Annotated in this window: 16 protein-coding genes; 3 read left to right on the plus strand and 13 right to left on the minus strand. The window is 51.9% G+C overall.

Going from position 1 to position 20,788, the window contains the following annotated elements; all coding sequences use genetic code 11:
* The first annotated feature begins 39 nt into the window (after positions 1–39).
* The gene (locus MKZ24_RS31160; RefSeq protein WP_042233300.1) at positions 40–846 is read left to right on the plus strand and encodes a Cof-type HAD-IIB family hydrolase; all 807 of its coding nucleotides are present in this window, start codon (positions 40–42) and stop codon (positions 844–846) included.
* A gap of 116 nt (positions 847–962) precedes the next feature.
* Here the strand turns inward: MKZ24_RS31160 and hydF (MKZ24_RS31165) are convergent, their stop codons facing one another.
* The 12 genes from hydF (MKZ24_RS31165) to MKZ24_RS31220 all read right to left on the minus strand — a co-directional run bounded on the left by hydF (MKZ24_RS31165) (position 963) and on the right by MKZ24_RS31220 (position 17,984).
* Positions 963–2,231, minus strand: coding sequence for a [FeFe] hydrogenase H-cluster maturation GTPase HydF (gene hydF, locus MKZ24_RS31165; protein ID WP_042233298.1), 1,269 nt, complete (start codon positions 2,229–2,231; stop codon positions 963–965).
* Positions 2,232–2,274: 43 nt separating this feature from the next.
* Entirely contained in the window at positions 2,275–3,687 is a 1,413-nt protein-coding gene (locus tag MKZ24_RS31170) for an aspartate ammonia-lyase (RefSeq protein ID WP_042233295.1), read from the minus strand.
* A gap of 13 nt (positions 3,688–3,700) precedes the next feature.
* Positions 3,701–4,891 (minus strand): [FeFe] hydrogenase H-cluster maturation GTPase HydF, encoded by a 1,191-nt coding sequence (gene hydF, locus MKZ24_RS31175; protein ID WP_042233293.1) that lies wholly within the window; start codon positions 4,889–4,891, stop codon positions 3,701–3,703.
* Between the two features lie 27 nt (positions 4,892–4,918).
* Positions 4,919–6,343: a [FeFe] hydrogenase H-cluster radical SAM maturase HydG gene (gene hydG / locus MKZ24_RS31180; RefSeq protein ID WP_445324181.1), complete on the minus strand. Its 1,425-nt coding sequence runs from the start codon at positions 6,341–6,343 to the stop codon at positions 4,919–4,921.
* Between the two features lie 36 nt (positions 6,344–6,379).
* Positions 6,380–8,116 carry an NADH-dependent [FeFe] hydrogenase, group A6 gene (locus MKZ24_RS31185; RefSeq protein ID WP_340789675.1) on the minus strand — a complete coding sequence of 579 codons (1,737 nt, stop codon included), beginning with the start codon at positions 8,114–8,116 and terminating at the stop codon, positions 6,380–6,382.
* 17 nt (positions 8,117–8,133) lie between these two features.
* A complete protein-coding gene (gene nuoF / locus MKZ24_RS31190; RefSeq protein ID WP_340789677.1) occupies positions 8,134–10,011 on the minus strand; it encodes an NADH-quinone oxidoreductase subunit NuoF in 1,878 nt (625 codons plus the stop codon).
* A 42-nt stretch (positions 10,012–10,053) separates the two neighbouring features.
* Positions 10,054–10,551: an NADH-quinone oxidoreductase subunit NuoE family protein gene (locus MKZ24_RS31195; RefSeq protein ID WP_042233288.1), complete on the minus strand. Its 498-nt coding sequence runs from the start codon at positions 10,549–10,551 to the stop codon at positions 10,054–10,056.
* Positions 10,552–10,705: 154 nt separating this feature from the next.
* Positions 10,706–12,997 (minus strand): thiamine pyrophosphate-dependent enzyme, encoded by a 2,292-nt coding sequence (locus tag MKZ24_RS31200; protein WP_042233287.1) that lies wholly within the window; start codon positions 12,995–12,997, stop codon positions 10,706–10,708.
* A 26-nt stretch (positions 12,998–13,023) separates the two neighbouring features.
* A complete protein-coding gene (locus MKZ24_RS31205; protein ID WP_042233285.1) occupies positions 13,024–14,013 on the minus strand; it encodes a 2-oxoacid:acceptor oxidoreductase family protein in 990 nt (329 codons plus the stop codon).
* Between the two features lie 62 nt (positions 14,014–14,075).
* On the minus strand, positions 14,076–15,134 hold the full coding sequence (gene hydE / locus MKZ24_RS31210; protein WP_042233283.1) for a [FeFe] hydrogenase H-cluster radical SAM maturase HydE: 1,059 nt from the start codon (positions 15,132–15,134) through the stop codon (positions 14,076–14,078).
* Positions 15,135–15,555: 421 nt separating this feature from the next.
* Complete coding sequence (locus tag MKZ24_RS31215) at positions 15,556–17,388, minus strand: ABC transporter ATP-binding protein (protein WP_052416042.1); 1,833 nt, start codon at positions 17,386–17,388, stop codon at positions 15,556–15,558.
* 14 nt (positions 17,389–17,402) lie between these two features.
* Positions 17,403–17,984, minus strand: a complete 582-nt coding sequence (locus tag MKZ24_RS31220; RefSeq protein ID WP_042233281.1) for a GNAT family N-acetyltransferase — start codon at positions 17,982–17,984, stop codon at positions 17,403–17,405.
* Positions 17,985–18,434: 450 nt separating this feature from the next.
* Between MKZ24_RS31220 and MKZ24_RS31225 the strand changes: the two genes are divergently transcribed.
* Positions 18,435–18,890, plus strand: coding sequence for an S-ribosylhomocysteine lyase (locus MKZ24_RS31225; RefSeq protein WP_042233279.1), 456 nt, complete (start codon positions 18,435–18,437; stop codon positions 18,888–18,890).
* Positions 18,891–19,389: 499 nt separating this feature from the next.
* Positions 19,390–19,710: a MazG-like protein gene (locus tag MKZ24_RS31230; RefSeq protein WP_340789680.1), complete on the plus strand. Its 321-nt coding sequence runs from the start codon at positions 19,390–19,392 to the stop codon at positions 19,708–19,710.
* A 92-nt stretch (positions 19,711–19,802) separates the two neighbouring features.
* Here the strand turns inward: MKZ24_RS31230 and MKZ24_RS31235 are convergent, their stop codons facing one another.
* A complete protein-coding gene (locus MKZ24_RS31235) occupies positions 19,803–20,585 on the minus strand; it encodes an MBL fold metallo-hydrolase (RefSeq protein ID WP_340789682.1) in 783 nt (260 codons plus the stop codon).
* Positions 20,586–20,788 lie beyond the last annotated feature (203 nt).

Here is a 20,788-nt window from a genome sequence, read left to right on the forward strand (position 1 = left end):
GAAAGCCAGACTAAACCAACCTTTTAGGAGAGAACCCAAATGTACAAATTGATTGCTATCGATATTGACGACACCCTGATTAATGACAACAAGGAAGTTACCCCTGCCACCCAAACCGCCCTGGAACAGGCTGTCGCCGCAGGCGTTGTAGTTACACTCGCTACCGGACGCGCATATGCCTCCGCCCAGGCGATTGCCCGCCAGACCGGACTGAATGTGCCGATCATCACCTACCAGGGTGCATTAGTTAAGAATCTGCTGGATGAAGCAGTGCTCTATGAGCGTTATGTGCCGCAGGATGCAGTGCGCAAGCTGTTCCAGTACTGTGTGGAGCATGACCTGCATCTGCAGACTTACATCGACGACAAGCTCTATGCCCGCGAAGAGAACCAGAAGCTGATCGATTATTCTACCTTGAACGGAACACAATACTACATTGAGCCGAACTGGGAAGAGAAGCTGGTTCCGCAAAAAACACCTAAAATGCTCATCATCGACGATCCGGCCTTCCTGGATGAACTGTCTCCGATCCTGCGCAATCTGCTTGGTGATTCGGTTCACATCACGAAGTCCAAGCCGCATTTCCTGGAGATCATGCATCATGAAGGCACCAAGGGCCTGGCGCTCGAATTCCTGGCTAAGCATTTCGGCTGCGAGCTGTCCGAGACCATCGCTGTCGGCGATTCCTGGAACGATCATGAGATGCTCGAAGCCGCCGGTCTCGGTGTCGCGATGGCGAATGCTATTCCTGCCCTGAAGGAAATCGCCGATTTCGTTACCCTCAGCAACAATGAGGACGGCGTGAAATACGCGATTGATAAATTCATTCTGAACACTGCTGAATAAGCAGCCTAAGCTTTACCCGCTTCCCCCTGCTGCCCTCCGGCAGCAGCACAAAGAGTGCCTACCGCCGGTTTACTGAACCCGGCGGTAGGCACTCTTTTTTTCAAATAGAATCACAATTATTCCTGCGGCTTGTTCTCCTCCCAGGCCATACGCGCAAGCGGGAACGGTGAAATTGCCCGCTCCAGTATACCCTGCACAAATGCAATCGCAACCCCATAATTGACGATGGGAACCCTGGCGTCCTGTGCCTGCTCCATCCGCCAGAGCATCTGCCTGCGGCTGAGCATACACCCCCCGCAATGAACAATAAGCGAGAAATCCTCCAGATCGTCCGGGAAACTCATGCCGCTGGCGAACTCGAACTGCAGCTGCTTGCCGGTAGCCTGGCGGAGCCAGCGCGGAAGCTTCACGGTGCCGATATCATCGGCTTGACTGTGATGGGTGCAGGCCTCGGCAATCAGCACCCTGTCCCCATCCTGCAGCCTGTCGATGGCACGCGCGCCTCTAACCATCTCTTCAAGATTGCCCTTTTGCCGGGCAAACAGGATTGAGAATGAAGTCAGCGGGATATCCCTTGGCGTATCCGCCGCAGCCTTCAGAAACACCTGTGAATCGGTCACCACCAGCCGCGGCTTCTTGCCGAGACTCTCCAGGGTCTCCTTCAGCTCGAATTCCTTTGTTACCACTGCAATGGCATCGCTCTCCAGCAAGTCACGGATGGTCTGCTGCTGGGGAAGAATCAGCCTGCCTTTGGGCGCAGCCTGGTCAACCGGAACCACGAGTACGACCAAATCTCCCGGAGAGACCAGATCGCCGATAATGCGGAATTTATCCTCGGCTTCCGGCACAGCAGTGCCCAGCGCTTTCATCAGCTTCGGTATCCCTTGCCGGTCCAACGCAGAAACGGGAATCACCTTCATCCCCAGCTCCAGCTCCGTCCGGCTGGCCAGAGCGGCAAACTCTTCTGTCCGGGAAGACTCATTGCCAATCAATAAATCTATTTTATTCAGTATTCCCATCGCTGGAATACCCTTGCTGCGGACGGTCTCAGCAATCTGCCGGTCCAGCGGGAGCACACCGCAAGCAGCATCAACGACGATCAGGGCCAGATCGGATTTGTTAAGAACATCCAGCGTCTTCTGCTTCCGCAGTTCACCGAGCTCTCCCGTCTCATCCAGGCCGGCGGTATCAATAAATACGACTGGTCCGAGCGGCAGCAGCTCCATAGCTTTATACACGGGATCTGTTGTTGTTCCTTTGACGGGGGACACAAGCGCGGCATCCTGCCCTGTGATCGCGTTGATCAGGCTTGATTTCCCGGCGTTGCTCCTGCCGAATATAGCGATGTGCAGACGATTCGAACGGGGCGTATGATTCATACTCATACGGCTCTCTCCTTCCCCAATAACGGTTAGCGCGTGTCCGTATTTATTTGCCGGGAACACCCGGTCTGGTCACTTGACTGGGATTCAGGATTTGTGCAATCTCAGACTCCGGAAGAAGCTGTGCCTCGAGCAGCACCTGCCGTACCGTTTTGCCTTCCCGGCTTGCCTGCTTGGCGATCTCCGCACTCTTCTCGTAACCGATGTGATGGACCAGCGCAGCGGCCAGCACAGAGGAATTCATCACATGCTCCTGACAACGCTGCTCACAAATACGGATGCCGCGGACACACCGCTCTTCGAACAGGTTAACGGCATTTGCCAGAATCTCCAGAGACTCCAGGAGCGCATCGGCGATCAGCGGCATGAATGCATTCAGCTCCAGCTGGCCGCCGGCCGCCGCCAGCGTCACAGCGGTGTCATTCGCAATGACCCGCATCGCAACAAGCCCCGTCATCTCTGCCATGACGGGATTGACCTTACCCGGCATAATCGAGGAGCCGGCCTGCACAGCCGGCAGTTCAAGCTCCCCGAGGCCTCCGGACGGCCCGCTGGCCAGAAGCCGCAGATCACCCGATATTTTCAACAGATTAATAGACGCAGCCTTCAGCAGTCCGGATACTTCAGCGAACACATCCATATTCTGCGTAAGGTCCATCGGGTATTCACTGCGGGCCAGACCATACCCGGTCAAATCCTGCAAGATATCAGTAATCAAAAACGTATATTTCACCGGTGCATTGAGACCTGTTCCGATGGCAGTCCCCCCAATGTTGATCTCCCTGAGCCGTTCCTCCACTTTGTAGAGACGCCAGCGGTCCCGGGCTACCGCTTTGGCATAGGCTCCGAAGCCTTGCCCTGCCATCATCGGCAGCGCATCCATCAGCTCCGTACGGCCCAGCTTGAGCACATCCGCGAAGGCATTCTCCTTCTCCTGAAGGGCTTCCTGCAAAGACGCGAAGGCCTCACTCAGCCTTCGGACCAGCCCGATAGCGGCAATCCTTAGCGCAGTGGGATAGACATCATTGGTGGACTGGCAGCAGTTGACATGATCCAGAGGATGTACCCTTGAATAGTCGCCCCGCTCTCCGCCCAGGAGCTCAATCGCACGGCCCGCGATCACTTCGTTCACATTCATATTGGTTGATGTCCCGGCACCGCCCTGCATGGCATCTACAGTGAATTGTTCACGGTAAGCACCTGCCAGAATTTCATCACAGGCCTCAACAATCGCCAGGGCTATCGCTGCCGGATAGGTATTCAGCTTCATATGGGCCAGCGCCGCAGCTTTCTTCACCGTCACCAGGCCATGCAGCAGATGCGCATTAACCGTTCTGCCGCTTACCGCAAAATTATCCATGGCCCGTGCAGTATGAATCCCGTAATACGCTGACTGCGGTATATTTCTGGTGCCTAATGCATCCTGCTCCATACGGAAGGCGTTCAGCGGATTCTCCATGGGGATAATCTGCTTAGGCCTTTACTTCCAGAACTTCCAGCACACGCGGCAGGATCCCGCGGAAATAGGCAAAAGCGATGCCGTAGTTGGTAATCGGCACGTTCTGCACTCCCGAGCTCCGCAGCCGCATCATCAGCTGCTTCCGGTTAAAGATGCAGCCCCCACAGTGAACGATCAGCTTATACCCGGAGATATCATCCGGGAAATCCGGACCCACGCTGGTCGTAATCTCCAGTCTGCCGCCGGCGATCTCCTCCAGTTTGGCCTTGACCAGCATACGGTCAATCTCTCCGTTATGCGGGTGATGGATGCAGGCCTCTGACAGCAGAACCTTGTCGCCGGGCTTGAGGCTTGAGATCATTCCGGCACCGGCCACAAAGGTGTTCAAATCCCCCTTAAAGCGCGCCATCAGGATCGCAAACGTGGTTAATGGCACACTCGCAGGTATGATCTCGTTCACTCTGTCAAACACCTGTGAATCGGTAATGACCAGATTCGGCAGACGGTTTAAGCCCGCAAGCAGCTCCGGCAGTTCTTCTTCAGTAACAGATACGGCTATGGCGTGATGATCGAGCAGGTCGCGGAGGATCTGCTGCTGTGAGGCGACCAGCCGGTATTTCGGTGCAGGGATCAGTTCAGGCATCACCATTACGACCAGATCGCCCAGGTTCACGAGGTCCCCTACGATGCTGTTCCGCTCAAACTCGGCGGGAGCAAGGTCGCTCATGGCAAAACGCAGACTGCCAAGGTTCGTGTTCCGCTTCACACTGAGCTTCACGAAGGGTATAGTCAGCGCCGCTTTTAAGGAATCAATATCTGTATAATGGTCGTCCGTTTTGGTGATCACCCCGATAACAGGGATATTCCGTTTATCCATTTCCCGGACCCATTCCTTCTCCAGCTTATAGTCGCCGGCCTCATCCGAGAAGATCATAATTCCAAGATCTGTCAGATCCATGACCTCTCTCGTCTTTTGGACCCGGAACAGGTCCTCATCATCAATTCCTGCTGTATCTACGATAATCTGGGTGCCCATATTTTTCATAGTCAGGTATTGGAATATCGGTTCAGCTGTCGTTCCCGGCTCATCACTGACCAGCAACGTTGATTTCCCGGTGAGCGCGTTAATCAGACTGGATTTTCCTGCATTTCTTCTTCCAAAAACAGCAATATGCATTTTGTTAGATTGGGGTGTAAATTGCATCACTTTTCTCTCCTCAATATGCGATTTTTAGAAGTGTATGTCCCGTTCACCGTTTTCTAGGCGCAGGAGCCGGTCAATCGTTGCCTTCCTCGCAGCTTCCTTCGGAATATCCTCAAGCCCCTTACGGATGATCTCTTCCCCCAAGGTACGGGTCGTTTCGTCCGCATAATCCAGCAAGTATTCTTTGAAGGTTAAAAGAGAGTTGGGCTGGCAGATGTTATGAATCTGCCCGGATTTGGCCAGCCGCATGAAACGGTCACCCGTCCGCCCTTCCCGGTAGCAGGCGGTACAATAGCTGGGAACGTATCCATCCTGGCATAGTCCAAGAATAATCTCCTCCGGTGACCGGTGATCACTGACTTCGAATTGAGGCTTCTCGCTGGGCTGGCATGCGGCCCCCTGCTTGTTCTCCATATAGCCTCCGACCCCGGTACAGGAGCCTGCACTCACCTGTGAAATCCCCAGCTTGATCACCTCGTCACGGAAGGCTGGCTCTTCACGGGTGGAGAGAATCATTCCGGCATAGGGAACAGCCAGGCGCAGGACGGCAACAAGCTTCTTGAAATCCTCATCCTTCACCAGATGCGGATACACATCCAGATTTACATTCTCCGCCTCACGCAGCCTGGGAACAGATACCGTATGAGGACCCACACCAAACCTCTCTTCCAGATGCTCGGCATGCATCAGCATAGCAACAGTATCGTATTTATGGTCATATAGGCCGTAGAGAACGCCTATGCCCACATCATCGATCCCCCCCGTTTGTGCCCGGTCCATGGCCGTAGTGTGCCAGTCATAATCGCTTTTGGGTCCCTGGGGATGCATGACTGCATAGGTGGGTCTGTGATAGGTCTCCTGGAACAAAATGTAGGTGCCTATCTCCGCATCCCTAAGCTTCGTATAATCTTCCACTGTAGTAGCCGCAATATTAATGTTCACACGGCGGATGCTGCCATTATCCACCTTGACAGAATAGATCGTCCGGATGGCTTCGACAACATAGTCAATGTCACAGTTCACCGGATCTTCCCCCGCTTCCAGAACAAGGCGCTTATGCCCCAGCTCCTGAAGCACACGTACTTCAGCGGCTAATTCCTCTTGGCTTAGCTTCCTCCGCAGGAAATCCCCGTTGGTGTGCTTGTATCCGCAGTAGTCGCAGTTATTCACACAGTAGTTGCTTATATATAAAGGAGCGAATAATACAATACGGTTGCCGTATATTTTCTCTTTAATCACCTTTGCAGAACGGTTAATACTGCTTAGCACCTCTGGATCTGTAACTTCAAGAAGGACAGCTGCCTCCCGGTGCGTAAGCCCCTTGCATGCCCTTGCTTTTTCTAAGATAGACTGCACATAGGCCTGATCGCCAGCCTTCACTTTCGCCTCTTCCAGACTAAGCAGAATTTCTTCATCATTGATAAAATCCGCCGCTTCCCAGCCCTTCCGCAAATTCGTCACCTCCTCTTAAATGTGTAGGCCATAAGCTTATACTTTGGAACGCACCCTATAATGAGTATGCAGCAGCTCATGGGCCAGGTGACCGTTAGGCTCCCCTAAGAATTCTTCATAGAGCGCTTTGATAAAAGGATTGTTATGCGATTTGCGAACCGTCTGCGCCTCATCTTCCGTGTAGATCGCTTTGGCACGCTCAGCCTTAATATCGATCCGCTCGGATGTCCCCGCATTCAGGATCGGCTGGCCTCCGCCCGTAATACAGCCGCCGGGGCAGGCCATGACTTCTATGAACTCATAGCTTTTTTCCCCGAGCTCCATCGCTTCCATCAGCTTGCGGGCATTGCCCAGACCATGAACAACAGCCGTACGGATCTTCTGGCCATTCGGCAGCTCGATCACATTCTCCTTAATGCCATCCATTCCCCGCACAGCTGTGTATTCGACCGTATCCAGTTCCTTGCCTGAGGTGATTTCGAATACCGTACGGAGTGCTGCTTCTGCAACACCGCCCGTTGCACCGAATATAACGGCTGCCCCCGAGCCCTGGCCAATCGGATTATCGAACGCTTCGTCCTTCAGGTTCGCAAAGTCTATACCGGCTTCCTTGATCATGGATGCCAGCTCACGGGTGGTGAGGACCCAGTCAACATCCTGCAGCCCTTCACTTGACAGCTCTTCACGCGCTCCTTCGAATTTCTTGGCGGTACAAGGCATGATGGAGACTACGGACATATTTTTGGGATCCATCCCTATTTTCTTGGCGAAGAAGGACTTCACGATAGCGCCTTCCATTTCATGCGGTGACTTGCAGGTAGACAGGTTATCCAGCCGGTCAGGGAAGTTATGCTCCATAAATTTCACCCAGCCGGGACAACAGGATGTCATGAGCGGCAGGTTCTCTCCGCTGCTGATTCGGGAGAGCAGTTCGGTCCCTTCTTCCATAATGGTGAGATCCGCGCCAAAGTTGGCGTCGAACACTTTATCAAATCCAAGCCTGCGCAGTGCTGCGACCATTTTACCGGTAACCCGGGTTCCAACCGGCAGGCCAAATTCTTCTCCCAGGGCTACGCGTACAGCAGGTGCTGTCTGGACCACAACATATTTGCCCGGGTCTGCGAGCACATTCCACACATCATCGATGTTCTCACGCTCACTAAGTGCACCTACCGGACAAGCCATAATACACTGGCCGCAGTTGACACAGGTGGACTCGGCAAGCGGACGGCCGAACGCGGTAGAGATTACCGTATCGAACCCGCGCTTCGCGAAGCTGATGGCACCCACTGTCTGCATCGTCCCGCAAGCCCCGACACAGCGGCCGCAAAGGATACATTTGGATGCATCCCGAACGATAGACGGGGATGTATAATCCTTCTCCTGGCTGGATTTCTCACCTGTGTAGGTCACTTTGCGGATATTCAGCGCACTGGAGACGTCCTGCAGTTCACAACCGCCGCTGCGGGAGCAGCTGAGACACTCCTGACTATGATCGGACAGTAAAAGCTCAACGGAAGCTTTACGGGCTTCCCGGACTTTCCGGGTGTTCGTCTGAATCTTCATGCCTTCTTCCGCAATCAGCGTGCAGGAGGCAATAAGCCTCGGACCCACCTCCACCACACATACCCGGCAGCTGGACGAGTGGTTGATTCCTTTCAAATAACACAGGGAGGGGATATCAATGCCTTGATTTCGCGCCGCTTCGAGCACAGTTGTGCCTTTCTGGACTTCTGTCTCGATCCCGTCGATCATGATTTTTATCGTATTCAAAGTGTTCACTCCTCTCGTCAGACTATCGCTACGGCTTCAAACTTGCATACATCGAAGCAGACGCCGCATTTGATGCAGACCGCCGTATCGATGACAAACGGTTCCTTCAGTTCGCCGGAGATCGCATCCGTTGGACACTTCTTGGCACAAAGGCTGCAGCCCCGGCACAGATCAGGATCGATCTCATAAGAAATCAGCGATTTACAGACACCAGCCGGACATTTATGACCTTCAATATGGGCCAAGTATTCCTCGCGGAAATACTTAATGGTGGATAATACCGGATTTGGAGCAGTCTGGCCTAACGCACACAGTGAGGCATTCTTGATCTGCACCGAAAGGTTCTCCAGCTTCTCAAGATCGTCTAAGCTTCCTTTGCCTTCCGTGATCTTATCCAGCAGCTCCAGCAGGCGTTTGGTGCCTATACGGCAAGGCGTGCATTTCCCGCAGGACTCATCGCGTGTGAAATCCAGGTAGAACCTGGCAACGTCAACCATACAGGTGTCTTCATCCATGATGATCATGCCTCCTGAGCCCATCATGGAGCCCAGGCTGGTCAGTGTATCGAAATCAATGGTGCAGTCCAGATGCTCTTCCGTCAGACAGCCGCCGGAAGGCCCGCCGGTCTGTACGGCCTTGAATTTTTTGCCGCCCGGAATCCCGCCGCCGATTTCAAAAATAACTTCGCGCAGCGTGATTCCCATAGGAACCTCAACGAGCCCGGTGTTCACAACCTTTCCGCCCAGAGCGAATACTTTAGTGCCCTTAGACTTCTCGGTCCCGATGCTTGCATACCACGGGGCGCCTTTTAGAATAATCTGGGCAACATTCGCCAAGGTTTCCACATTGTTGATGATCGTCGGCTGCCCCCACAGGCCCTGAACAGCCGGAAAAGGCGGTTTGGGCGTCGGCATTCCCCGGTGCCCTTCAATCGAATGGATCAAAGCCGTTTCTTCCCCGCAGACAAAAGCCCCCGCGCCAAGCCGCACATCGATGCTGAAGCTAAAGCCTGTTCCAAGAATATTGTCGCCGAGCAGCTCATATTCACGGGCTTGTTCAAGCGCTTTCATGAACCGCTGGACTGCGATCGGATATTCCGCACGGACATAGATGAAGCCTTGGTTAGAGCCAATCGCATAGCCGGCAATCGCCATCGCCTCAATGACCGAATGAGGATTGCCTTCGAGGATCGAGCGGTCCATGAATGCCCCCGGGTCTCCTTCATCCGCATTACAAATGACGTACTTCTGCTCTTTATCCTGCTTCGCGGCAAACTCCCATTTCAGACCAGTGTTGAATCCGCCGCCGCCGCGTCCCCGCAGTCCGGACTGCTTCATCGTATCAATAACCTCTTGACGGCTCATGGTCTTCAGTACTTTGTCAAGCGCCTGATAGCCGTCACTGCCGATATATTCATCAATATTCTCCGGGTCAATGACACCGCAGTTGTGCAAAGCAATCCGCACTTGTTTCTTGTAGAATTCGGTTTCTTCAAAATTCAGGATTTCGCCGTCCTGCTTGGTCTTCTCGTAGATTTTCTTCTCGTATGGTTTGCCCTGAAGCAGATGCGTTTCCACCAGCTTTGGAATATCCTGAACCTCCACCCGGCTGTAAAAAATCCCTTCCGGATAGACGATAACGACCGGCCCGAGCTCGCATAGTCCGAAGCAGCCTGTACGTACCACTTCCACCTGCTGCTGAATGCCGTGGCCTGCTATTTCCTGGTTAAGCTTAGCAATAATCTGATTGGAATCGGACGATGTACATCCCGTCCCCCCGCATACCATCACTGATCTGAACGAGATGGAATCCGGAGATTCCCCGGTGATTCTCCGGTTGTCCAGACGAGCTTGCGTAAGCGTTCTGATGGCCTCAAGATCCGTTAGAAGCTTCATACTCATACCTCCCCTATCACATGCGCCAGAGGCGCAGGATCATCATTTGTATTCCTTCAGAATTACCGGAATGTTATTAGGCGCCAGCCGTCCATGGACCTTCTCGCCAATCGTCATAACTGGTGCAAGACCGCAGGCCCCCAAGCAGCGTGTGGCTTCAAGTGTGAATTTGTTGTCCTCAGTAGTTCCCTGAACAGGCACTTTAAGCTCCGTGCTCAGACGGTCGAGAATCCCTTGTGCGCCTTTGATATAACAGGCTGTCCCGAGGCATAGATGGACCACATTCTCCCCTTTGGGGGTTAGCGAAAAGAAATGATAAAAGGACGCGACACCATAGATTTCACTCATCGGCAAGTTTAGCTCGGCAGACACTATCTGGAGCACCGGCTCCGGCAGATACCCGTAAATATCCTGAATTTCATGTAGTACGGGGATTAGTGCCCCCTTGATCATTTTGAACTGAGAAATCGCGGATTGTACCTTCATCAGCTTCTCATCCGCTTCGGCTACGCCCACACAACTGCTGGCTTGTTGTTCCATGTCCATACTCCCTCCATTCAAGGTAAAAAAGTTAGGCAAGGTACTCAGGAATCTTGAATTTTTTGCTTAACTCCGGATATAATGTATTGAGAATGATTTTCAGTGAAAAGAATGAGGCCAACTCCGGCAGTTGTCAGCCTCATCACAACCCATACTAGAGCAGCGAACTTTCGCTCTTAAGTTTCAGCCTGCTCCAGCGGCGCTCAATTTCGGTTTCGAAGTCTTTCAGCAGCTCTTCATCCTTGAGCAGATGTTTGGTTTTGCCCATTCCCTTCAGCCAATCCACTGCCGGAATACGCTTGCCCTTCAGTTCCGGATTGTAGGTGATGCTGGTGATGCCCTGCTCAATTTCATACAGCGGGAAGAAGCAGGAATCCACAGCCGCCTTCACTAGGTCATAGCCACTATGGTCAGCGGATTTCCAGTTCAGCGGGCAGGCGCAGAGCAGCTTCCCGTAGGCAGTCCCGACATTATTGGCGTACCACTGTGCCTTGGCTGCCTTCTGCAGCAAATCCTGAGGATTGGATTCGGCACCGGTGAATACATAAGGGATGTTGCAGGCCGCCAGAATTTGAGCCGTATCCTTGTGATGCCCCTTCTTCCCTTTTTGAGTTTTACCGACACCAGAGGTGCTGGTCATGTGTCCCATAGGTGTGGAGTAGGACAATTGAGAGCCAGTGTTCATGTAACCCTCGTTATCGTATTCAAGGATGATCATTTTATGGTTGCGGAGTGCTGCACCTACGGTTGCGCCCATCCCGATATCCATGCCGCCGTCACCGGATACCATCACGAAGGTCACATCGTCACTAACCTGAACTTCGCCGCGCCGCTTCAATTCATAGAAGGCATCCACCATACCGGCTAAGGTGGCTGCACCATTCTGGAACAGATTGTGGACAAAGGTTTGTTTATGAGACGAGTACGGATAGCTTGCCGTTACAACATACGCGCATCCTGTCTGGAACAGGACGACCATATCGCCTTCGATTCCCTTGAAAAACAGCTCCAGTGCGGAGAGTGCACCACAGCCAGGACATGCTCCATGTCCTGAAGCCAAGCGGTGCGGCTTCACAGTCAATTGACTAAGTGGCGGAAGCTTCACTTTCAACAAACCGGTATCTTCGTTTTGGGTGACTGTGATCAGGCCCGTTTTGAAGGCATCCCCATGCATCGGTTCCATCACCGGAGCAAGAGCATCCTTTTCTTCACCAGGGTAGTATCCATGATAGTCAAAAGGTGTCTCCGCATAGCCCTTTTCTGCCGCCTCAACAGCCAATTTAAAGAATGCTTCTGCATCATCAGCATAGAAGTCTTTACCGCCCAGGCCAAAGATACGGGAGAGAATGATAGTCTTGTTCTCCGGATCTACTTGCAGAGCGGAGCGGATTTCGTGAGTCAGGTTGCCGCCCTGAGCACCATAAGAGTCTGCGCGTTCACCGACAAGCAGTGCTGTGACGTTCTTGAGCGCTTGGCGCAGCTGTTCAGCCGGGAACGGACGGATGATGTTCGGACGAACTAACCCTGCTTTGATGCCTTTGGCGCGCAGCGCGTCAACGGTATCCTTGGCTGATTCACCTGCTGAGTTGAGCAGAAACACAGCTACGTCGGCATCATCCATACGATACAGGTCAAGAATCGGATATTCACGTCCTGACAAGAGGGCATACTCCCGGGCAACTTCCGCATAGACTTCACCCGCCTTTTCAAGCGCTACCGACAGCTGATAATGGTTATTCAGCAGGTCATCGCCACCCATATGTGCACCAATGGTTACCGGATGGGAAGGATCTGAGACGTTGGGATAATTGTGATTCGGATTTGGACCCACAAAATGCTGTACGACTTCGTTCTCTTTGAAATATTGGACCTTGCGTTTTTGGTGAGATGTGAAGAAGCCGTCATAAGCAACGATAACGGGTAGACGTACTTCAGAATGTTCAGCAATTCGGAGTGCCATGATGTTCATGTCATATACTGCTTGCGGTGTACTGGCTGTCAGGATGACCCAGCCTACATTCAGACCATAGTACAAATCGGAGTGATCCCCCCGGATATCGAGCGGTCCGCTGACTGCACGGGTAACGAGGTTGAGCACCATCGGGAACCGGGTCCCGGATTGGGTGGGAAGCTGCTCCAGCATATATAGAAAGCCTTGGGAGCTGGTAGCGTTAATCACGCGTGCGCCCGCCATCGCCGCACCGTAGCATATTCCGGCAGAACCATGCTCACCATCCGCTGCGATCAGCTGAATGTCGTGCTGACCGCGGGCTTTCATCTGATCCAGGTATTGAGCTACTTCCGTGGAAGGCGTTATCGGGAAATACCCCATGATATGGTAATTAATTTGAGCTGCTGCTGTTGCAGCCATTTCATTTCCGGATTCGAAGTGTGTGACTTGCTCGGCAAGTTTAACCCCTGTCAATTGATTTTCAACTACAGCCATTTTTTGTATCCTCCCTTTCGATTGATTTACAACACTTGAGGAACGCGATGTTGTTCGGCAAACCCAACTTCCTCACGGAGACTGGTGAGTGCCTCTGTTGGGCATACATCGATGCATTTCAGACAGCCTTTACAGTATTGATAATCGATCCCGAGGAGCTGCTGCTGCTGGCGTCCGCGTTTATCTTCAGTGGTCTCCCAAACAAAACAATAATCAGGGCAAACATTGTCGCAAGCCGCACAGCTAACACACAAATCTGAATCGAGTACCGGCAGCATTCCAGACCGCGAGCCGCTCAAATCCTTCAGCATACTGTTGCCTTGAGCTGTAATAACGCCACCGGGCAGCTGTGTTAGATAGCCAAGTACGGATTTGGCACGTATAAAAGGCTTGGCTTCGGTACCTTCCGGCACATCATAGGTTTTGAATTTCACTTCATTGTAACCGCGATCAAAGGTACGGATGTTCGGCTCTACCAAGTGCGGGTATTTGTTCTCAAAGGTTCTGCGGATTACCTTACGCATCGCTTCCGGATCCAGGAAGTCACAGATACGGAACATAGCACCAAGCATCGAGGTATTTACCTTGGTTTTCTCTTCAACGGCTATCCCCATCGCATCTACTAATGCAATCGTGCCGTATTCAAGCTTCAGGTCTGCGCGAACCTCATCGAAGTCACGTGAGGTGTTAACCAGTACAACTCCATCCGGCTGCATGCCGCTTACCACGTTAACTGTCTTGTACAAGGCTTCATGAAAAACCGCAACCAGATGGGGCTCTTCAATCGGACTGTGGTCCCTGATCTCCACTTCGGGATCACAGAAGCGGACAAAGGTTTTGATGGGGGTGCCTTTTTTCTCCGAGCCGTAGGACGAGAAGTTCGCTGCATTGAAGCCAAGCTCAATAGCACCTGTCTCGGCGAGCATTTTACCTGCAAGGTTGGCACCAAGTCCGCCGATGGATTCAAGACGGATTTCGTAAAAACCTAGCGCATTCTTTTTTGGCAAAGTTGACATTAAATCTCCTCCTTAGAACGTGAAAGTATTCACTTACATTATTAAGAATGATGTTCACAGCATTAGCTTTTATCTGGTGTGCGAATGAAGCTGCAGTGATCCCCTCTACTGAGTTCAATCTTAAATCCAGCGGCTGCGATTCTCATTTCAATACAGTTCCTGCAATGTGAAGCTTCGTCACCCGTGCAAATCTTGTTCTCATACAAGGCATATTTCTCGCGAACCTTCAGCGGTGACAGAATAGGCATAACAACATTTCCTCCTGCCAAAAGCGCCTTCTCCCTGCCTTCTCTATCCAGAGTTCCCATTGCCGTGGTAGCAGGCATAAGAGCATCTGGAACGAGCAATCTTGCCATGGCAATCATCACGAGCGTGTCCTCAACAGTTCCACCTTGAGCATCTTTAAGCGGTGTTGCGCTATGCGGGATGAATGGACCTATGCCTATCATTTCCGGATGAAGTTCTTTCAGAAATAGCAGATCCTCTGCAAGATGCTCGTAGGTCTGACCCGGAAGTCCAACCATAAAACCGGCTCCAACCTGGTAGCCAATCTCCTTGAGAGTCCGCAGACAGTTCAAGCGGTTATCATACGACATCCCTGGATGCAAAGACTCGTAAAGCGAGCGTGAGGCTGCCTCATGCCTTAGCAAGTATCGGTCAGTCCCTGCATCAAAAAGCGCACGATAAAATGCTTCGCTTCGTTCTCCAATGGACAAGGTAATTGCTGCATCAGGATACTGATCCTTCATGCTCGTGACTAAGCGGATCATCCGTTCTTCCGTGAAGTAAAAATCCTCTCCACTCTGTAAGACAAACGAACGGTATCCCAGACGATAGCCCTCTGCCGCACACTCCAGAATTTCCTCCTCGGTCAGCCGGTAACGACTAGCCCTAGAGTTGGACCTGCGCAGGCCGCAATATAGGCAATCCTGTTTACAGAAGTTTGAAAATTCTATTAAGCCTCGCAAAAAAACGCTTTCATTATAGTGTTTCTTTCTAGTTTGTGCCGCTAGAATGTACAAGCGATGCTTGAAATCAGGAGTTAGATTCTTAAGGAAATACATAATTTCTTCCTTAGTCAGCTCATTCTGCTCAACTAATTTGCCGAGCAATACCTCCATCAGGGCGTATTCCTCCATTCCCTATGCTGGCTATTTGGTGAATTACCTTTCTCTCAATCTTCTGTCAATCGAACAGGTTGGAATAAACAATGAATTACTAATGATTATGCTGCATATGAGGGTTACATGCCGGGTGTGATTTGCACATTTCTGCTTTTTGTATAATTCTAAAAAGCTCTTCCATAAGGAACTGCAAAACCAACAGCGTATGTTTGTACTAGAGGGGGTTGATGAGGAATAGATCGAAAATTTATAATCTGCTTTTATTATATTTTGTGACTACTGGCTCTGTATGTGAGAACTGTCATTCGCAACAAAAAAATCCGACAAAAACAGCGGGCCCCCATAACCGGAAACCCGCTGTTTATGCTTCGGGAAGGCCGTAGGCTACCCTGAAGACAGTTATATTGATCCCTTGATATTAGGCTTCGCCTACCGCGATCTCCAGACCCGGCTTCTCATACTCCACACTTCCCGCTGGCTGTAAACCAGGCTTACAGCTCTCCAGCCCCTCTGACGCCACTTCTTCGTCCAGCTGCGAATGATACAGACCGGAATATCGCCCCTCTGCAGCAAGCAGCTCCTCATGTCTGCCCCGCTCTACAAACTCCCCGTTCTCCATCACCAGAATGATGTCAGCATTCTGAATGGTTGTGAGGCGGTGGGCAATGACAAGTGTTGTCTTATCCTTCATCAGCTTCCGGATCGCCTGCTGGACCATTTTCTCCGATTCGTTATCGAGCGCAGCCGTAGCTTCATCCAGCAGCAGAATCGGCGCATTCTTCAGCATCGCTCTGGCAATGGACAGGCGCTGTTTCTGCCCGCCGGACAATCTGGAGCCATGCTCCCCAATATCCGTGTGAATGCCGTCCGGCAATTCCATTACGAACTCATAAGCATTCGCCTGCCGCAGCGCTTCAATAATCGCTTCTTCCGTTGCCTCCGGCTTGCCGCTCTCGATATTGTCACGGATGCTTCCCGTATACAGCCCCGACTCCTGCGGTACATAGGCAAAATAACTTCTCAGCTGTTCCAGCGGCATCCCGCCAATCGGCTGGCCATTGATTGAAATTTCGCCTTCATCCGGTTTGTAGAAACCGAGCAGCAGCTTGAACAGTGTGGATTTACCGCCGCCGCTCGGGCCAACCACCGCCATCTGTTTCCCTTGCGTCAGCTCCAGACTAACCTTGTTTAGACTCAGCTTCTCACTCTCCGGATATCCGAATGACAGATCTGAGAGCTGCAATACCCTGAAATCCGGCTGCTCCACCAGCTGGTGAGGAAGTGCATCAACCTCAACAGGAGCATCCATTACTTCAAAAATCCGCTGCGCCGCACCCAGCGACTGCTGCATGGAAGCAACCAGCCCCGGCAGTACCGAGAACGGCCCTACCAGATAATTCATCAGTTGAATGAAGGCAATCATCGCTCCGACCTCAAGCCTTCCGTTGGCCACGAACCATCCGGCAATGACCAGCGCCAGGAGAAAGGTAAGGTTACCCAGCACAGCGGAAAGAGCCCCCGTTGCCCCTTCGATTCTCGCCTTTTTCTTCTCTCCGGAGGCAATGCTCTCACTGTATCCCACATATTGCTTCTGCAGTCTTCGCTCCATTGAGAAGGCCTTGAACACCATGCTGCTGCCCAGAATATCATTCAGGAAAGCCGTCGTTTTGCTCATACTCTCCTGCACCCGTACACTGTTGGCACGCATCGCATTACCAAATACTTTGCCGGTCAGGAACAACAGCGGTCCTACGGACAGACAGATCAGTGCAAGCAGCCAATTAATATAGATCAGATAGGCGAAGGATGCCACCGCCAGCAGCGGATTGCGCAGCAGGTCCATCATGACCTGTCCGCAGGCTTCACCGACCGATTGATTGTCATTCGTGAACCGGGACAAGAGATCGCCCGAATGATTACGGTCAAAATACGACTGCGGCAAGGCCAGCGTATGTCCCATCATATCCTGCCGCAGCTCATTTCTGATTTTGGCTGATATATTGGTTTTGAGATACATACTGAGAAACGTATTAATTCCGGCAACAGCCAAGAATATAACCCCGAACCAGGCTAGACCTTCGAAGGCCTCCACATCCAGACGGACCGCAGCATCTGTAATCCGGGCCAGAAACCAGGCCATCGTGAGATCAAGTACGATACTGAATAGGGTAACGAGCAGCAATATGGTATAAGTCAGCTTATGCCTCAGCATGTATGTACTTAATCTGGCGAAAGCACCCTTCTTCTTCACATCATCATCTCCCTTTAAAATTCTGTACCACGCACCTTAGCATATACCTTGCTGTCGTGGAGCTCCCCGTCCGTCTCGCGGGTGCTTTTGCGCAGAATGCCGTCCAGTGTGAACCCTGCACGCTCGGCGACAGCGGCACTCCGCTTATTCCGCGCACTGCAGCGGATTTCAATCCGGTTAGCCCCAAGCTCACGGATAGCAAAATCCGTAATCCCGTTCACCGCTTCCGTAATATATCCGTTGCCTGCGCACGAGCTTCTGATCCAGTATCCCGTCTCGAAGCAGCGGACCTCCCAGTCAATGTGATGCAGGCCAATGTTGCCGATGAACTTCCCTTCCGCTTTGCTGTAGATCTGCATATTCAGCGTAGAGCGTTTCAGATACGCTACCCGCGACTCCCGGACAAATCGCTCGGTCTCTTCCACCGCAGGCATGCTTCGGGCAAAGGGCATCCACGGCTGCAATTCCTTCAGGCTCTCCCCGATGGCCTCATTCATCTCAGCACCGTCCCCCGGCTGCGCAGCCCGGACAAGCAGGCGCTCGGTTTCAAAGCTCTCCGGGATATCCAGCAGAATCGGAACCATATTCTCACTCATTCAATTTCACCCTCCACGATAATCGATTTAATGAAATTACAAGCGAAACGGCTACGCCGTCCTTTGGATGACGGCATCTGTCTCAGCGAGAAAGCTAAGGATATTTGTAGGCGGGAAGCATATAAATCCTTATCTTTTAAAATATTCCATTAGAATATCGTTATTATAGTGCGTCCTACTCTTCTTGAAAATAAAGAAATATACACATTAGTTGCATAAAAATGCCAGACCCCTCTATTCATTCTTAACTCTATTGCCTATTATGACTTCAGTTTACAGAACTGGAGGACTCTTCCCCAGCGTCGGCAGACGGAATCAGAGATCGGTCTTGAGACTGAAACTGACGGGGTATCTCTTGGAGGGACGCTGAGAGTACGGGTCAATACAGGTTTACTTCTTTTATCCGGTGTGATAATTTGATATGAAAAGCTAGAAGGGAAGAGGAAGAAGATGGCGAAGGTTGAAAGCTTCCAATTGGATCATACGAAGGTAAAAGCCCCTTATGTGCGGATTGCCGGTACGGAGAAGAATGCGAAGGGCAGTACGATTCAGAAATATGACTTGCGCTTCCTGCAGCCGAATGCAGACGCATTGCCTACTGCCGCTGTCCATACGCTGGAGCATTTGCTGGCCACCTATTTGCGGGATGAGCTGGAGGGCATTATCGATATCTCTCCGATGGGCTGCCGGACCGGCTTCTATCTGATTATCTGGGATGAGCATAATCCTGCTGACGTCGCTGCCGCGCTAACCAAGGTTCTTCATAAAGTACTGGATACAGAGGTTGTTCCTGCGGTCTCTGCACTGGAATGCGGCAACTATAAGGACCATTCCTTATTCAGCGCTAAGGAGTACGCCCGGATTGTGCTGGATGCCGGAATCAGCGATGATCCCTTCAGAGGCTAGAACGAAAGGAAGCTGCTGCCGTGCATCCGTACTCATTATATAAAGTCGATTTCAATTTGCGGAGGTAGCGTAAGAACGAACGTTGAGAGGTGTCGCGAATGTTTACGTCCTCCCACGACTACCTCATGTTCATCATACCCGTTCACACGCCCCCGCCTGTCATCTTCCCATCTGTTATCACCAGAACATAGCTGCCGAAAAAAATAGCATTATCCAGCTCAAAATCATGCTGCAGAGTTCTCATATTCATGTTCACCCGCGCTCACTCCATATCTGCTTAAATGTGCAATTTTTCATTCTCCAGGTTAAATTGACAGGTTCAAGACTACAAGTTCAATATACGCCATGTAATAGGACTACATTATGTCATATTAAGCCGGGGGCAGATTCACAAGCAGCTTTCACCGCAGGCTTCTCCTGTCCATTCTGTAATTGTAACATGACATATTGCCGTCTACTTAAGAGTGCTATATTGGTAAAAGAAAGCAGGGGATGAAACATGAATATTCAAGAAGCAGCTCTGCGCTCCGCTCAAATCAGACAGCTTTATCATCAATTGGAGCGGCAGCATCATGGTAAAGAGTGGACTGTAGAAGAGGATGCGCTTGCTTTTCTGACGGATGCCGGATTGGTGGGCCGTCTGACGATGTCCCAGCAGGGGCGCTGGCTGGCTCAAGGGGATACTGTAACCGAACTCGAGCATAAGCTTGGGGAATGTGCGTGGTGGTTGATGGTTCTTGCTGAACGGATGAATATCGACTTCGCCTCAGCACTGGAAACCTTCTTATCCAAAACTGAGAAGCTGCTTGGACAAGAATAACAGGTTGTATGTAAAGAAGCTCCGGGGCATCCGGAGCTTCTTTACATACAGGCAGGATTGTCCATGCTGAAATCACAAGCTGCTCCGGCTGATTAGGGTTTCTCCCGATACAGCGGAAGCCTCATCCCGGTAATGGCAAGCGTTACTTTTTCCGGCAAAATATATTCCTTCTCCAGATTCACGTCATGCGACATATGCGTGTATACCGCACGGCGCGGCTGCACAATGTTCAGCAGCTCTGCCGCTTCTGTCATATCGTATACAGACCGGGTGGACAGCTCCGCTGCCTCGTAGTAGAAGCTGGTCCCCAGCACCAGCAGATCTGCTCCGTGCATAGGCTTCGTTTCGTCCGGCCCCAGAGAAATGGAGTCCGGGCAGTAGACCCAGACATAATCCTCCTTCTCCAGCCGGTAGGCGTACGAGTATCCGTTCTTGCCATGATTGACCCGCCACGTACTGATCCTCCAGCCGTCCAGTGAAATGCCGTCATCGCAGGGAATCATGTCGATGTGTCCGGCAAGCCACGGGTATTGACGCTGAATGACGGGAATCACTTCCGCCGGAGCGTAGAGTTCACCCCGGTAGCCCATCCAGCGGCAGCTGTCCGCCCATTCCGGCAGTCCGCCGATATGGTCGAAGTGGGCATGGGTCACCAGCAGTCTGCGCATGCCGCGGTGCCCCAGCAGCTCCATCTGCCGCCGCCAATCCGGCCCGCAGTCAATCATCAGAAAATTGCTGCCATTATCTATCAGAACAGAAGAACGCAGCCTGTTATTGCGCCCACTTGTTCTTGCTTCCGTACAGGTGTCACAGTCGCAATAGACCCGGGGTACGCCCATGGCATCCCCTGTTCCCGCAAAAACCAATGTATCCATAAGCCAGCCCTCCCTCACATTACACAATGTATCAACCTGTTTATTATAAAACAGCAGGCTCCGCTTTGCATCTTGCATCCCGCTTCTTACTTCCCCTCCGCCCGTAACACGTGGACAGACAAAGAGCCGTCCTGCACCGCATAACGGCCGCAGAACAGCTCTCCTAGTCACTCAGACTTCACAGTATGCGGAATCACCGGCTC

The sequence above is a fragment of the Paenibacillus sp. FSL R7-0297 genome, from assembly GCF_038009025.1.
In the GTDB taxonomy this organism is placed as follows: Bacteria; Bacillota; Bacilli; order Paenibacillales; family Paenibacillaceae; genus Paenibacillus_AQ.